General features: G+C 61.6%; 13 protein-coding genes. 10 read left to right on the forward strand and 3 right to left on the reverse strand.

Features of this window, described 5'->3' with window-relative positions:
- Positions 1 to 169 precede the first annotated feature (169 nt).
- Positions 170 to 2,434, forward strand: coding sequence for an EAL domain-containing protein (locus N5D53_RS22095; protein WP_190869646.1), 2,265 nt, complete (start codon positions 170 to 172; stop codon positions 2,432 to 2,434).
- On the opposite strand, the gene N5D53_RS22100 is transcribed toward N5D53_RS22095, so the two are convergent.
- Together N5D53_RS22100 and N5D53_RS22105 are read right to left on the reverse strand one after the other, a co-directional pair.
- Positions 2,334 to 3,221 (reverse strand): NAD(P)-dependent oxidoreductase, encoded by an 888-nt coding sequence (locus tag N5D53_RS22100; protein ID WP_190869647.1) that lies wholly within the window; start codon positions 3,219 to 3,221, stop codon positions 2,334 to 2,336. The two genes, N5D53_RS22095 and N5D53_RS22100, sit on opposite strands and share 101 nt — an antisense overlap.
- 192 nt (positions 3,222 to 3,413) lie before the next feature.
- Complete coding sequence (locus tag N5D53_RS22105; RefSeq protein WP_012051427.1) at positions 3,414 to 3,725, reverse strand: DUF2288 domain-containing protein; 312 nt, start codon at positions 3,723 to 3,725, stop codon at positions 3,414 to 3,416.
- Positions 3,726 to 4,084: 359 nt separating this feature from the next.
- Between N5D53_RS22105 and N5D53_RS22110 the strand changes: the two genes are divergently transcribed.
- The 8 genes from N5D53_RS22110 (at position 4,085) to nhaA (ending at position 12,972) form a co-directional block, all read left to right on the forward strand.
- Positions 4,085 to 5,200 carry a branched-chain amino acid ABC transporter substrate-binding protein gene (locus N5D53_RS22110; RefSeq protein ID WP_104960935.1) on the forward strand — a complete coding sequence of 372 codons (1,116 nt, stop codon included), beginning with the start codon at positions 4,085 to 4,087 and terminating at the stop codon, positions 5,198 to 5,200.
- A 185-nt stretch (positions 5,201 to 5,385) separates the two neighbouring features.
- On the forward strand, positions 5,386 to 6,309 hold the full coding sequence (gene livH / locus N5D53_RS22115; protein WP_008097482.1) for a high-affinity branched-chain amino acid ABC transporter permease LivH: 924 nt from the start codon (positions 5,386 to 5,388) through the stop codon (positions 6,307 to 6,309).
- A complete protein-coding gene (locus tag N5D53_RS22120; RefSeq protein ID WP_104960934.1) occupies positions 6,306 to 7,562 on the forward strand; it encodes a high-affinity branched-chain amino acid ABC transporter permease LivM in 1,257 nt (418 codons plus the stop codon). Before livH ends, N5D53_RS22120 begins: the two co-directional genes overlap by 4 nt.
- The gene (gene livG, locus N5D53_RS22125) at positions 7,559 to 8,326 is read left to right on the forward strand and encodes a high-affinity branched-chain amino acid ABC transporter ATP-binding protein LivG (protein WP_020192376.1); all 768 of its coding nucleotides are present in this window, start codon (positions 7,559 to 7,561) and stop codon (positions 8,324 to 8,326) included. The genes N5D53_RS22120 and livG overlap by 4 nt, the downstream gene beginning before the upstream one ends.
- Positions 8,327 to 9,028 (forward strand): ABC transporter ATP-binding protein, encoded by a 702-nt coding sequence (locus N5D53_RS22130; protein ID WP_003254879.1) that lies wholly within the window; start codon positions 8,327 to 8,329, stop codon positions 9,026 to 9,028.
- An 88-nt stretch (positions 9,029 to 9,116) separates the two neighbouring features.
- Positions 9,117 to 9,791: a membrane protein gene (locus N5D53_RS22135; RefSeq protein WP_014589946.1), complete on the forward strand. Its 675-nt coding sequence runs from the start codon at positions 9,117 to 9,119 to the stop codon at positions 9,789 to 9,791.
- Between the two features lie 103 nt (positions 9,792 to 9,894).
- Positions 9,895 to 11,502: an NAD(P)/FAD-dependent oxidoreductase gene (locus N5D53_RS22140; protein WP_019750617.1), complete on the forward strand. Its 1,608-nt coding sequence runs from the start codon at positions 9,895 to 9,897 to the stop codon at positions 11,500 to 11,502.
- A gap of 276 nt (positions 11,503 to 11,778) precedes the next feature.
- Positions 11,779 to 12,972 (forward strand): Na+/H+ antiporter NhaA, encoded by a 1,194-nt coding sequence (gene nhaA, locus N5D53_RS22145; RefSeq protein ID WP_177413599.1) that lies wholly within the window; start codon positions 11,779 to 11,781, stop codon positions 12,970 to 12,972.
- A 69-nt stretch (positions 12,973 to 13,041) separates the two neighbouring features.
- Here the strand turns inward: nhaA and N5D53_RS22150 are convergent, their stop codons facing one another.
- Positions 13,042 to 13,506: a glycine zipper 2TM domain-containing protein gene (locus N5D53_RS22150; protein ID WP_009684613.1), complete on the reverse strand. Its 465-nt coding sequence runs from the start codon at positions 13,504 to 13,506 to the stop codon at positions 13,042 to 13,044.
- 147 nt (positions 13,507 to 13,653) lie between these two features.
- On the opposite strand from N5D53_RS22150, the gene N5D53_RS22155 reads away from it, so the two are divergent.
- Complete coding sequence (locus N5D53_RS22155; RefSeq protein WP_020193747.1) at positions 13,654 to 13,887, forward strand: hypothetical protein; 234 nt, start codon at positions 13,654 to 13,656, stop codon at positions 13,885 to 13,887.

The raw sequence follows: 13,887 nt of genomic DNA on the forward strand, positions 1-13,887 counted from the left end.
GCATTAGGGCCCCAAATTTATTCCTCACTGCGATTGGAGTTATAACCAAATCGTAGAAATCATTGTGCCATTAGTCAGGAAGGCTTAAGTACTCCTTCCTATACTGCCTCTGGACAGTCTGCACAGGGTTGTAGCGCAGACGAGTGAAGACTCGATCAAGAGGCATTCCATGGAATGGCTGGGGCTGCAACTGTTCGCCGATCTTCCCGCAACCGGGCGCATCGTCATCGACTGCCGTCATGAACCGCTCTTGGTTCTGCTCGCCTATTTCGTTGCTTGCGCGGCCTGTTTCGCCACGCTCGACATGGCCGAGCGTCAGTCCCACAGCGACGACCCCACCGCCCACCGGCAATGGAACATGCTTGGAGCCTGCTGCCTGGCCGGCGGCATATGGGCCATGCACTTCATCAGCATGCTGGCCTTTCGGGCCCCGGTGGACGTGCACTACGACGTATCCCTGACCATTCTTTCACTGCTCATCGCACTGGGCGTGGCCTGGTTGGCCATGCACAGCCTCGAACGCAGCAACATGCGCGCGCACCATTTCGTGCCGAGCGCAGGGCTGATCGGCCTGGGCATCATCCTCATGCATTTTGTCGGCATGGCCGCGATGGAAACGGGTGCCCGCCAGTACTACCAAACCGGCTTGCTACTTGCCTCTGCCGCCATTGCCCTGCTCACCGCCCTGACCGCGCTGTACCTGGCCCGCTACTTGCGCAATGGCAGCGGCACCCTGTACCAGGCCATGAAGTACGGCGCCAGCCTGCTGATGGCCGGCGGCATCGTCGCCACTCATTTCACCGCGATGTCGGCCATGACCTTGGTCATCCCTGCCGATACCGCACTGCGCCTGCCCTCGGGCGACAACAGCCTGCAACTGGGACTGGGCATCGGCTTCATCACCCTGCTGATCAGTGGCGCCAGCATCAGCGCCGCACTGGCCGACAAGAAGCTGCAAAGCAAGGAGCACGACCTGCGCCGGGTCAGCGTACTGCTCAGCCAACTGGACCAGGCCCGCGCTTCGCTGCAGCAGGCGGCGCATTATGATGCCCTGACCAACCTGCTCAACCGCCGTGGATTCAACCAGGTATTCGCCGAGCGCCTGGTCGAACATCAGGCCAGCGAAAACCGCCTGGCCGTCATGTTCCTCGACATCGACCATTTCAAGCGTATCAACGACAGCCTTGGCCACGATGCCGGTGACGAGCTGCTCAAGGTGATCGCCAACCACATCAAGGCCGCTACCCGCAACCACGACCTGGTTGCGCGCTTTGGTGGCGACGAGTTCTGTGTAGTCACCAGCCTGAACAGCCGCGACGAAGCCCGCCACCTGGCCCAGCGCATCATGCAACGGATGAAAGACCCCATCGACCTGGGCGGGCGGCGCATGGTCATGACCACCAGCATTGGTATAAGTATCTTCCCGGACGATGGCAGCACAGCCGAAGAGCTGCTCAAGCATGCCGACCTGGCCCTCTACCAATCCAAGGACAACGGGCGCAACAGCCTGAATTTCTTCAATGACAGCCTGAAGGCTCGCGCGTCGATCGCCTTGCAACTGGAAGAAGAGCTGCGCCTGGCGCTGCTCGAAGAGCGCGGGCTGTGTGTGCACTACCAGCCGATCTTCGACCTGCGCAGCGGGCAAATGGCCAAACTGGAAGCGCTGGTACGCTGGCAGCATCCTCAACACGGCCTGCTCGGGCCCGACCGTTTTGTCGGCATTGCCGAAGCCAACGGCCTGATCATCGACCTTGACCTGTGGGTGCTGCGCCATGCCTGTGCCGACCTGGCCCACTTGCAGCGCCACGGCTACGGCGAGGTCCAGGTCACGGTCAATTGCTCGGCAGTCACCCTCAGCCACGACGAACTGCCTAACGAAGTAGAAAAGGCGCTGTTCCACGCCGGCCTTGCGCCGCGCCACCTGGAGCTGGAGGTGACCGAGAACGCCCTGGTGGGCGATATCCAGCGCACGGTCAGCCTGCTCAAACGCGTCAGGGCTTTGGGGGTGGCACTTTCGATCGATGATTTTGGTACCGGCTACTCGTCACTGGCCTACCTCAAGCGCCTGCCGCTGGATGTGCTGAAGATCGACCGCACCTTCCTGCAGGATGTACCGGGCAGCCAGAAAGACCGGGAAATTGTCCAGGCGATCATCGCCATGGCGCATACCCTGCACCTGCGGGTAGTCAGCGAGGGCGTGGAAACCGCCGAACAGCAGGCGTTCCTCGAAAGCCATGGTTGCGACTACCTGCAGGGCTACCTGTTGGGGCGCCCCGTACCGCTGGCCGAGTTGCGCCCACTGCTGGAGCGGTTGCAGCGCCAGAACGGCCGGATCACACCTTGTTGCGGTACAGCTCTACCAGGGTCGCCGGATCTTTTTGCAGGTAACCCTGGCTACCGTGCAAGCGCATCAGTTGCGCGGCAAGGCCACTGAGCGGCGTCGCAGAGCCTTGCTCGCGGGAAAACTTGACCGCGCCATCGAGGTCCTTGAGCAGCGTGCGTACGTGCCACTTGATTGGCTCGAAGCGGCTCTCGGCCATTTGCGGTGCAAGAATCTGCAATGGCTTGGAATCGGCAAAGCCCCCCGCCAGCGCTTCAGCGATCAGCGTCGCGTCCACGCCCGACTGTTCGGCCAGTGCCACCACTTCTGCAATTACCAGGGCATTGCACGCTACGATCATCTGGTTGCAAGCCTTGGTCACCTGGCCCGCGCCTACCGCGCCCATATGCGTCACGCGCTGACCAAGCACCTGCAGCACCGGGCGTGCACGCTGCAGATCGGCCGCTTCACCGCCAACCATGATCGCCAGCGTGCCCGCTTCGGCACCGGGCGTACCGCCAGATACCGGTGCATCCAGCCAGGCCATGCCGCACAGTGCGGCCAGTTCGGCAGCCATTTCACGGGTGGCGGTGGGTTCCAGGCTGGAGAAATCGATCAGCAACTGGCCGCTGCGCCCGCCCTGGGCAACGCCTTGCTCGCCGAACACCACTTCACGCACCACCGCCGTGTCGGCGAGGCACAGTAGCACCATGTCGCTGTCACGGCACAATTCGGCCGGGCTGCTGGCCAGGCGCGCACCAGCAGCGACCAGCGCGGCGCACTTGTCCGGGCTGCGGTTCCATACCGTCAGCGGATAACCCGCTGCCAGCAGGCGGCGGCACATGGGCAGGCCCATCAGGCCGATGCCGGCGAATCCAAGCGAAGGTAGTGCAGTGCTCATCGATAAACTCCTGACTGATTCGAACATTTCCCAGGCTGGCGACGGTCCCGGTGGCGCCTGGCAGAACGATGGCCACATTACGCATCCCGTAAACTGTTACCGCCACGCCGAATTGTTACTTCCCTCTACCCGTCTTGATTGCTTTCAAGCACCAAAACGGCGCTGATGCGTATTTTTGCGCACTAAAAAAGATCACGCCTCTTCCTGGCCCTTCACCTGAATCACGATGAACGGTGAAACCACCACCGCCCAGATCTCTGGGTCGCGGCTTTGCAGGTCCAATGCCTGCTCGGCCGACACCGGCCCAACAGTGCCATCACTACGCCACTTGGCGAAGATCTCGCTGCGATTCTCGGCCATCGCCTCGGCAACGGCGATCAGGTCAAGGCTGGGGTCGACCCAAATCAGGTCACCCTTGGCCCAAAAACGCTCCAGCGCTTTCCACTCGATGATTGCCGTCTCGCCAAGCAATTTGGCATAGAGGGTGCTTGTTTGATCAGTCATGGGTGGTATCCGCAAAAAATCGGTCAATAAAAAGGCCGGCATTTTTGCAGAAAAACCCGGTTTCAAATATGTAATTTGGTCGATTGGCCCCGAAGTTGTGGGACGGGGTCGCAGATGCAGGCAGTTTGATGGCGCCTTTCTGTATCTTTCTGTCGATCAAGCGACAACGCAGGAAAGACGCACTTTTCGACCGCTTTTCAAGCGCTCGAACAGCGCTCTACACTGTACCGGTACAGTTCCGGGACATGTTCCGGGGGAAGGTGGGCTAGCGCGTTGGCATGGCCACGCCGCAAATCCCGCCCGGTCTGTAGCCCTGGCCGCCAGGACTATAAGAATTACAACAGAATGAGTGGAGCACTATGATCAAGATTTCCAAGCTGTTCGCCGCAATGGTACTGGCCGGGGTAGCCAGCCATTCGTTTGCCGCCGATACCATCAAAGTCGGCATCGCCGGTCCCAAGACGGGTCCCGTGACCCAGTACGGCGACATGCAGTTCATCGGCGCCAAGCAAGCCATCAAGGATATCAACGCCGCGGGCGGCGTGGATGGCAAGATGCTCGAAGCCAAGGAATACGACGACGCCTGCGACCCTAAACAGGCCGTGGCAGTCGCCAACAAAGTGGTCAACGACGGCGTCAAGTTCGTGGTCGGCCACCTGTGCTCCAGCTCCACCCAGCCAGCGTCCGACATCTACGAGGACGAAGGCGTGATCATGATCACCCCGGCCGCCACCTCGCCGGAAATCACCGCCCGTGGCTACAAGCTGATCTTCCGCACCATCGGCCTGGACAGCGCCCAGGGCCCGGCTGCCGGCAACTACATCGCCGACCACGTCAAGCCGAAGGTCGTTGCCGTCCTGCACGACAAGCAGCAGTACGGTGAAGGCATCGCCACCGCCGTCAAGCAAACCCTGGAAAGCAAAGGCACCAAGGTTGCCGTGTTCGAAGGCCTGAACGCGGGTGACAAGGACTTCTCCTCGATCATCCAGAAGCTCAAGCAGAACAACGTCGACTTCGTCTACTACGGCGGCTACCACCCAGAGCTGGGCCTAATCCTGCGCCAGGCTCAAGAGAAGGGCCTGAAAGCCAAGTTCATGGGTCCGGAAGGCGTGGGTAACGACTCCATTTCGCAGATCGCCCAGAACGCCTCCGAAGGCCTGCTGGTCACCCTGCCGAAGTCGTTCGACGCAGACCCGGCGAACAAGAAGATCGTCGACGCCATCAAGGCTGACGGCAAGGACCCAAGTGGCCCGTTCGTATTCCCTGCCTACTCGGCTGTCGAGCTGATCGCTCAAGGCATCAAGAAAGCCGGTTCCGATGATACCGACAAGGTGGCCAAGGCCATCCACGAAGGCACCTTCAAGACCCCGACCGGCGACCTGTCGTTCGACGACAAAGGCGACCTGAAAGACTTCAAGTTCGTGGTCTACGAATGGCACTTCGGCAAGCCGAAGACCGAAGTCTCCCCTCAGTAACTGCGTGACTAATAGCTGACCTACGAGCCCACTGTGCGAGCAGTGGGCTTCGTTTTATGAGGTTCATGGGCCCGATCCCCGCGATCCGGGGGCAGGCTCACCTGAAAATCTTAAAACCGTCACCCGCGGTTTCCTGGCCGTACCCCTGCCAGTGAAATGCAAATCAGGTTTTTAGGAGCGCTGTAATGCCTGAGATCTACCATTTCTTCCAACAACTGGTTAATGGATTGACCATCGGCAGCACCTATGCCTTGATCGCCATCGGCTACACGATGGTGTACGGCATCATTGGCATGATCAACTTCGCCCACGGCGAGGTGTACATGATCGGTTCCTACGTGGCCTTCATCGCCCTGGCGGGCCTGGCCATGATGGGTATCCATTCGCTGCCGATCCTGATGACCGTCGCCTTCGTCGCGACGATCTTCGTCACCAGTGCCTATGGCTACAGTATCGAACGGGTTGCCTACCGCCCCCTGCGCAACAGCAACCGTCTGATCCCGCTGATTTCTGCCATCGGCATGTCGATCTTCCTGCAAAACACGGTCTTGCTTTCGCAGGACTCCAAGGACAAGTCCATCCCCAACCTGATCCCCGGGAGTTTCTCCTTCGGGCCAGGCGGTGCTGAAGAAGTACTGATCAGCTACATGCAAATCCTGGTGTTCGTCGTCACCCTGGTGGCCATGACCCTGCTCACCCTGTTCATCTCTCGTTCCCGCCTGGGCCGCGCCTGCCGCGCCTGTGCCGAGGACATCAAGATGGCCAACCTGCTGGGCATCAACACCAACAACATCATCGCCCTCACCTTCGTCATCGGTGCCGCCCTGGCTGCCGTGGCGGCCGTGCTGCTGAGCATGCAGTACGGGGTGATCAACCCCAACGCCGGTTTCCTGGTGGGCCTGAAGGCTTTCACCGCGGCGGTACTGGGTGGCATCGGCAGCATCCCGGGCGCCATGCTCGGCGGGCTGGTGCTGGGCGTGGCCGAAGCGTTCGGTGCCGATATCTTCGGCGACCAGTACAAGGACGTGGTGGCATTCGGCTTGTTGGTTCTTGTCCTGCTATTCCGGCCGACCGGCATCCTGGGCCGCCCGGAGGTTGAAAAAGTATGAACAGAAATCTCAAACAGGCGTTCTTCAGCGCCTTGCTGGTCTGGGCCGTGGCCTTCCCGGTACTGGGCCTGAAACTGAGCATCGACGGCATCAGCCTGGTCGTGCACAGTCAGGGCTCGTTCACCATCAGCATCATCGCCGTCTGTTCGGTGCTGATGTTCCTGCGCGTGCTGTTCGACAAGCAGTGGAGTTCGGTGATGGGCCGCCGATCGGATCGCAAGCTGATCCCCCCGGCAGTCAGCAACTACCTCACCCTGCCCAAGACCCAGCGCTATGTCATCATCGGGTTGATCGTGATGGCACTGGTATGGCCGTTCTTCGGCTCTCGCGGTGCGGTCGACATCGCCACGCTGATCCTGATCTACGTGTTGCTGGGCCTGGGCCTGAACATCGTGGTCGGCCTGGCGGGCCTGCTCGACCTCGGCTACGTGGGCTTCTATGCCGTCGGTGCCTACAGCTACGCCATGCTCTCGCATTACCTGGGCTGGAGCTTCTGGGTGTGCCTGCCGATTGCCGGCCTGATGGCTGCCACGTTCGGCTTCCTGCTCGGCTTCCCGGTGCTGCGCCTGCGTGGTGACTACCTGGCGATCGTGACCCTCGGTTTCGGTGAGATCATCCGCCTGTTCCTGCGTAACCTCACCGATTGGACCGGCGGCCCCAACGGCATCAGCAACATCCCCAAGCCGGAGTTCTTCGGCCTGACCTTCGAACGCCGTGCGGCCGAGGGCATGCAGACCTTCCACGAGTTCTTCGGGCTGCAATACAACTCGATCAACAAGGTCATCTTCCTGTACCTGGTGGCCCTGCTGCTGGCCCTGCTGGCGTTGTTCGTGATCAACCGCCTGCTGCGCATGCCGATCGGCCGTGCCTGGGAAGCCCTGCGTGAAGACGAGATCGCCTGCCGTGCTCTGGGCCTGAACCCGACCGTGATCAAGCTCTCGGCATTCACCCTGGGTGCCTGCTTCGCCGGTTTCGCCGGCAGCTTCTTCGCCGCGCGCCAAGGTCTGGTGACGCCGGAGTCGTTCACCTTCATCGAGTCGGCAATCATCCTCGCCATCGTCGTGCTGGGTGGCATGGGCTCACAACTGGGCGTGATTCTCGCGGCCATCGTGATGATCCTGCTGCCTGAGCTGATGCGTGAGTTCAGCGAATACCGGATGCTGATGTTCGGTGCGCTGATGGTGTTGATGATGATCTGGCGTCCGCAAGGCCTGCTGCCTATGCAACGTCCACAGATGGAGCTGCCCCGATGAGCCGCGAAATTCTGCAAGTCAGCGGCCTGAGCATGCGCTTTGGCGGCTTGTTGGCGGTCAACGGCGTGGGCCTGACCGTCAAGGAGAAACAGGTAGTGGCGCTGATCGGCCCGAACGGCGCCGGCAAGACCACCGTGTTCAACTGCCTGACCGGCTTCTACAAACCCAGCGACGGCACCATCCTGCTCGATGGCCAGCCGATCCAGGGCCTGGCCGGCCACCAGATCGCCCGCAAGGGCGTGGTGCGGACCTTCCAGAACGTGCGCCTGTTCAAGGAAATGACCGCACTGGAAAACCTGCTGATTGCCCAGCACCGCCACCTCAACACCAACTTCTTCGCCGGCCTGTTCAAGACCCCGAGTTTCCGCCGCAGCGAGAAGGAAGCCTTGGAGCGTGCGCAGTACTGGCTGGAGAAGGTCAACCTGACCGAGTTCGCCAACCGTACCGCCGGCACCCTCGCCTACGGGCAGCAACGCCGCCTGGAAATCGCCCGCTGCATGATGACCCAGCCACGCATCATCATGCTCGATGAACCGGCGGCCGGCCTGAACCCGAAGGAAACCGAAGACCTCAAGGCTCTGATCGCCTACCTGCGTGAGTCGCACAACGTCACCGTGCTGCTGATCGAGCACGACATGAAGCTGGTGATGAGCATTTCCGACCATATCGTGGTGATCAACCAGGGTACCCCCCTGGCCGACGGCACGCCGGAAGAGATCCGCGACAACCCTGACGTGATCAAAGCCTACCTGGGGGAAGCGTAAATGCTGAAGTTTGAAAACGTTTCCACTTTCTACGGCAAGATCCAGGCGCTGCACAGCGTCAACGTAGAGATCAACCAGGGCGAGATCGTCACCCTGATCGGCGCCAACGGTGCCGGCAAGTCGACCTTGCTGATGACCCTGTGCGGTTCGCCGCAGGCGCACAGCGGCAGCATCAAGTACCTGGGCGAAGAGCTGGTCGGCCAGCCGTCCTCGCACATCATGCGCAAGAGCATCGCGGTAGTGCCGGAAGGCCGCCGCGTGTTCGCTCGCCTGACTGTCGAGGAAAACCTGGCCATGGGCGGTTTCTTCACCGACAAGGGCGACTATCAGGAACAACTGGACAAGGTCCTGCAACTGTTCCCGCGCCTGAAAGAGCGTTACATCCAGCGCGGCGGCACCATGTCCGGTGGCGAGCAACAGATGCTGGCCATCGGCCGGGCGCTGATGAGCAAGCCCAAGCTGCTACTGCTCGACGAGCCTTCGCTGGGCCTGGCGCCGATCATCATCCAGCAGATCTTCGACATCATCGAACAGCTGCGCCGCGATGGCGTGACGGTGTTCCTGGTGGAGCAGAACGCCAACCAGGCGTTGAAGATCGCTGACCGGGCGTACGTGCTGGAGAACGGTCGGGTGGTGATGCAGGGCACCGGTGAGGCACTGCTGACCGACCCGAAGGTACGCGATGCCTACCTCGGAGGTTGAATGAAAAAGGGCCTTCGGGCCCTTTTTTCTGCCCGCAGGACGTGTATCGTGGCCAGCTCTTTGGCAAAGATTCCCCCGGAGCCCGCTCATGCGTCTCACCCCTACCCTGCTGCTCAGTGCCCTGCTGCCCCTGTTCGCTGGCTGCCAGTTACTGGCCGAGCAGCCCCGTGACCCGAACATCGGCACCACGCGCATGCAGGGCGAACTGAGCGCCAACGGCGGCCGCCTGTTGTTCAAGCCCTGCAGCGAAGCACGCCGCTTCGTGATCAACGACGTTGCCGGCACCGGCATCCTGCAGGAGTCCGCCAACCTGGCCAAGGACGCCAACGCCAAGTTGTTCGCCGACGTGCGCGGTCGCCTCACTGGCGCCAAGCAGGCCGACAACGACGGCCAGCTGGAAGTCAGCCGCCTGTACCGCCTGGAACCCTCCACCCGCGCTTGCGACGACCCCAACTTCAAGCAGCTGACCCTGCGCGCCAATGGCCATGAACCGGATTGGGACATCAAGGCCAGCGGCAAGGGCATGGTGCTTAACCGCATCGGCAAAGACCCGCTGCCCCTGCCATTCCTCGAAGAAGAAGTGCCCGGCGGCGGCCTGACCCTGACCAGCGAAGCCAACGGCCAGCACGTGGAACTGTGGGTCGCCCCGCAACGCTGCGTCGACAGCGCCACCGGCGCCGTACGCCACTTGCGCGCCGAACTGCGCATCGACGGCCAGACCCTGCGCGGCTGCGGTTACTACGGTGGTGCGCGCGACAACTGATCGCCGGGCGCTTTTATCCTGCCAGTCGGGGCGGCTAACAGCTTATACTTGGCGGTTTGTGTAAAGCCGCCGGCCGCCCATGGCCGGGATACTGGACCCTGCCATGCTACGAATCACCGAACTGAAGCTGCCCCTGGACCATCCCGACGAAGCGCTGCGCGAAGCCATCGTCCAGCGCCTGGGCATCCGCGACGAGCAACTGCTCAGCTTCAACCTGTTCAAGCGCAGCTACGATGCGCGCAAGAAGAACAGCGAACTGCTGTTCATCTACACCATCGATCTGGAAGCCAGCAACGAGGCCGAGCTGCTCAGCAAGTTCGCCGATGATCGCAACATCGGCCCGGCTCCAGACGTCACCTACAAGTTCGTCGGCCAGGCCCCGGCAGGCCTGCAGGAGCGCCCGATCGTGGTCGGTTTCGGCCCGTGCGGCATCTTTGCCGGCCTGTTGCTGGCACAAATGGGCTTCAAGCCGATCATCCTCGAACGTGGCAAGGAAGTGCGCCAGCGCACCAAGGACACCTGGGGCCTGTGGCGCAAGAGCGTGCTCAACCCCGAGTCCAACGTGCAGTTCGGTGAAGGCGGCGCCGGTACCTTCTCGGACGGCAAGCTGTATAGCCAGATCAAGGACCCGCAACACCACGGCCGCAAAGTGCTGGAAGAATTCGTCAAGGCCGGTGCGCCAGACGAAATCCTGTACATCAACAAGCCGCACATCGGCACCTTCCGCCTCACCGGCATGGTCGAACAGATGCGCCAGGACATGATCGCCCTGGGGGCCGAAGTGCGCTTCCAGGAGAAGGTCACCGACCTGTTGATCGAAGATGGCCAACTGACCGGTGTAGTGCTTGAAAGCGGCGAGCAGTTGCACTCGCGCCATGTGGTATTGGCCCTGGGCCACAGCGCCCGCGACACCTTCCGCATGCTGCACGCCAAAGGTGTCTACATGGAAGCCAAACCGTTCTCGGTGGGCTTCCGTATCGAGCACCCGCAAACGCTGATCGACAAGGCACGCCTGGGCAAGTATGCCGGCCACCCGAAACTGGGTGCCGCCGACTACAAGCTGGTGTACCACGCCAAGAATGGCCGCTCGGTATACAGCTTCTGCATGTGTCCGGGTGGCACCGTGGTCGCGGCCACCAGCGAGCCAGGGCGAGTCGTCACCAACGGCATGAGCCAGTATTCGCGTAACGAGCGCAACGCCAACTCCGGCATCGTCGTCGGCATCGACCCCGAGCGCGACTACCCGGGTGGCCCGTTGGCCGGTATCGAACTGCAGGAGCGCCTGGAGGCGCACGCCTATGTAATGGGCGGCAGCAACTACCAGGCCCCGGCACAGCTGGTGGGTGATTTTGTCGCCGGCCGGCCCTCGACCGCACTGGGCAGTGTCGAGCCGTCCTACAAGCCGGGCGTGACCTTGGGTGACCTGGCGCCGAGCCTGCCGGACTTCGCCATTGAGGCGATCCGTGAAGCACTGCCGGCGTTCGACCGGCAGATCAAGGGCTATAACCTGCATGATGCAGTGTTGACCGGGATCGAGACGCGTACCTCTTCGCCACTGCGGATTACCCGCGGTGAGGATTACCAGAGCCTGAACCTCAAAGGGCTGTTCCCAGCGGGTGAAGGGGCCGGGTACGCGGGCGGGATCCTGTCAGCCGGTGTGGATGGCATTCGCATCGCCGAGGCAGTGGCGCGGGATATGCTCGGCCTCTGATGCTTTATCGACTGACAGGGCCTCTTCGCGGGTAAACCCGCTCCTACACGGAACAATGATCCCCTGTAGGAGCGGGTTTACCCGCGAAAGGGCCCGGTCCGGCATCAGACTATTCCAGCACCTACTCCAGACTTCCTCTCCCCATCCTTCCCCAAATCCATCTAGGCTTGCCCCAGGCCTGTCAGCAACAACATATAACAAAAACGAATATGTCTTTTGTTTGAAAGCATATCTCTACAGGCTAGGGTGTACGCCCGCACCCTGCGTAAACTGCTCATGGAGGGCCTACAGCCCGTGCGTAGCCTGTTTACCCGTTTCTTCCAGCTCGAAGCCGCCAGCGGCCTGCTGCTGATCGCCGCCGCCGTTCTGGCCCTGATCATCAACAACTCGCCACTGTCCGACCTGTACGGCGGCTTGCTCGAGGTACCCGTCGCCATCCAGGTCGGCGCGCTGAACATCGCCAAGCCATTGCTGCTGTGGATCAACGACGGCCTGATGGCCCTGTTCTTCCTGCTCATCGGCCTGGAGGTCAAACGCGAGGTGGTCGACGGTCACCTGTCCAAGCCCTCACAAGTGATTCTGCCTGCCACCGCAGCCGTGGGCGGCATGGTGGTGCCAGCGCTGATCTACTGGTTCATCAACCGTGACAATCCTGCGGCCGTGGCCGGTTGGGCGATCCCTACCGCCACCGACATCGCCTTCGCCCTCGGTGTCCTGGCCCTGCTCGGCAAACGCGTACCGGTGTCACTGAAGTTGTTCCTGATGACCCTGGCGATCATCGACGACCTGGGTGCGATCATTGTCATCGCCCTGTTCTACTCCGGCACCCTGTCGAGTGTATCGCTGCTGCTGGCTGCGGCCTGTCTGCTGGTGCTGGTGGCGATGAACCGGCTTGGTGTGATCAAGCTTGGCCCGTATATGATCGTTGGCCTGATCCTGTGGGTCTGCGTGCTCAAGAGTGGCGTGCATGCCACCTTGGCTGGTGTCGCCCTGGCCTTTTGCATCCCGCTGCGTACACGCAATGCTGAATCGTCGCCGCTGCTGGCGCTGGAACACGCCCTGCAGCCCTGGGTGGCCTATGCCATCCTGCCAATTTTCGCCTTTGCCAATGCCGGCGTTTCGCTGGCAGGCATGACCGTAGACAGCTTCACCCACCCCGTGCCGATGGGCATCACGATCGGCCTGTTGCTGGGCAAGACAGTGGGGGTTTTCGGCCTGACCTGGGTGGCGGTCAAGCTGCGCCTGGCCGCGCTGCCTGCGGGCGCTGGTTGGGGGCAAATTCTGGGGGTGGCGATACTCTGCGGCATTGGCTTTACCATGAGCCTGTTCGTAGGCTCGCTCGCCTTCGCCCCGGGTAGCAGTGAGTACGCCGGCATGGACCGCATGGGCATTCTTACTGGTTCGTTCTTTGCCGCGGTGATCGGCTACGCCGTCACCGCAATGGCCAGCCGCAAAACCAGCATTGCCTGACTTGGCTGAGGCATGAAAAAACCCCGACTGGCATCAGCCATGTCGGGGTTTTGTTTGACTGCGCTACGGTCAGTGCGAAACGCGGCTGGTACCGTCAACTGTCATGATGCGCACGCGGTCGCCAACGCGGAAGATTTCGTTCTCCTGCACGGCCTGCACATAAGCGCGCATGCTGCCATCATCTTCACGAACGGTAATTTCGACACCTTGGGTACGGGTCAGGCCTTCTTCTGCTGCGGAGCCGGCCAAGCCACCGGCCACGGCACCGATCACGGCAGCCACGATGCTGCCACGGCCACCGCCCACGGCGCTGCCGGCTACGCCACCCACGATGGCACCGGCACCACCGCCAATCGGGGTCTTGGTGCCCTCGATCTTGACCGGACGCAGGGATTCGATGGTACCCATACGCACGGTTTGCACGCGGCGGGCTTCGTCACGAGAGTAGCTGTCACCGGTCAGGCTCGAGGCACAGCCCCCCAGCAGCAGCGACATGGTGGTAAAGGTCGCCACCAGCAAAGCGGATTTACGCATGGGTAAAGTCTCCATAAGTCAGGTGCTCATTAGACGCTGCACATTGACGGCTGTCACGGTACAAACGTAATAAAATTGTTTTCATTCAGCCGGGGTACAGCCTGCCGGGCTGTGTCGAAGGCCTTTCAAGTGAGACCAAGAATAGCCATGGATTACTTCATCGTCGTGGTCACCACCGTTACGGGACTGTATTTCCACTGGTGGCTGTATGTGCGCATGCGCCGCTGGATGGACCGCGACCTGGCGTTGTCGCTGGCAGGGGCCGATCCTGAAAAACGCGCCTTCATGCTGGAAAGGTTGGCGCAGGCACGCCAGGAGAAGGTGGGGCGTAAGCAACTGGCGGGGTGGTTGGAGCGCGAGGCAGCAGGTTATACGGGGTAG

The sequence above is a fragment of the Pseudomonas sp. GD03862 genome, assembly GCF_029840855.1.
In the GTDB taxonomy this organism is placed as follows: Bacteria; Pseudomonadota; Gammaproteobacteria; order Pseudomonadales; family Pseudomonadaceae; genus Aquipseudomonas; species Aquipseudomonas alloputida.

What these genes read in the sequence shown, in the direction of transcription:
- N5D53_RS22155 (WP_020193747.1), top strand. Translation starts at nt 13,654, where the DNA reads ATGGATTACTTCATCGTCGTGGTCACCACCGTTACGGGACTGTATTTC.
- livG (WP_020192376.1), top strand. Translation starts at nt 7,559, where the DNA reads ATGAGCCGCGAAATTCTGCAAGTCAGCGGCCTGAGCATGCGCTTTGGC.
- N5D53_RS22100 (WP_190869647.1), bottom strand. Translation starts at nt 3,221, where the DNA reads ATGAGCACTGCACTACCTTCGCTTGGATTCGCCGGCATCGGCCTGATG.
- N5D53_RS22140 (WP_019750617.1), top strand. Translation starts at nt 9,895, where the DNA reads ATGCTACGAATCACCGAACTGAAGCTGCCCCTGGACCATCCCGACGAA.
- N5D53_RS22120 (WP_104960934.1), top strand. Translation starts at nt 6,306, where the DNA reads ATGAACAGAAATCTCAAACAGGCGTTCTTCAGCGCCTTGCTGGTCTGG.
- nhaA (WP_177413599.1), top strand. Translation starts at nt 11,779, where the DNA reads ATGGAGGGCCTACAGCCCGTGCGTAGCCTGTTTACCCGTTTCTTCCAG.
- N5D53_RS22110 (WP_104960935.1), top strand. Translation starts at nt 4,085, where the DNA reads ATGATCAAGATTTCCAAGCTGTTCGCCGCAATGGTACTGGCCGGGGTA.
- N5D53_RS22130 (WP_003254879.1), top strand. Translation starts at nt 8,327, where the DNA reads ATGCTGAAGTTTGAAAACGTTTCCACTTTCTACGGCAAGATCCAGGCG.
- N5D53_RS22105 (WP_012051427.1), bottom strand. Translation starts at nt 3,725, where the DNA reads ATGACTGATCAAACAAGCACCCTCTATGCCAAATTGCTTGGCGAGACG.
- N5D53_RS22135 (WP_014589946.1), top strand. Translation starts at nt 9,117, where the DNA reads ATGCGTCTCACCCCTACCCTGCTGCTCAGTGCCCTGCTGCCCCTGTTC.
- livH (WP_008097482.1), top strand. Translation starts at nt 5,386, where the DNA reads ATGCCTGAGATCTACCATTTCTTCCAACAACTGGTTAATGGATTGACC.
- N5D53_RS22095 (WP_190869646.1), top strand. Translation starts at nt 170, where the DNA reads ATGGAATGGCTGGGGCTGCAACTGTTCGCCGATCTTCCCGCAACCGGG.
- N5D53_RS22150 (WP_009684613.1), bottom strand. Translation starts at nt 13,506, where the DNA reads ATGCGTAAATCCGCTTTGCTGGTGGCGACCTTTACCACCATGTCGCTG.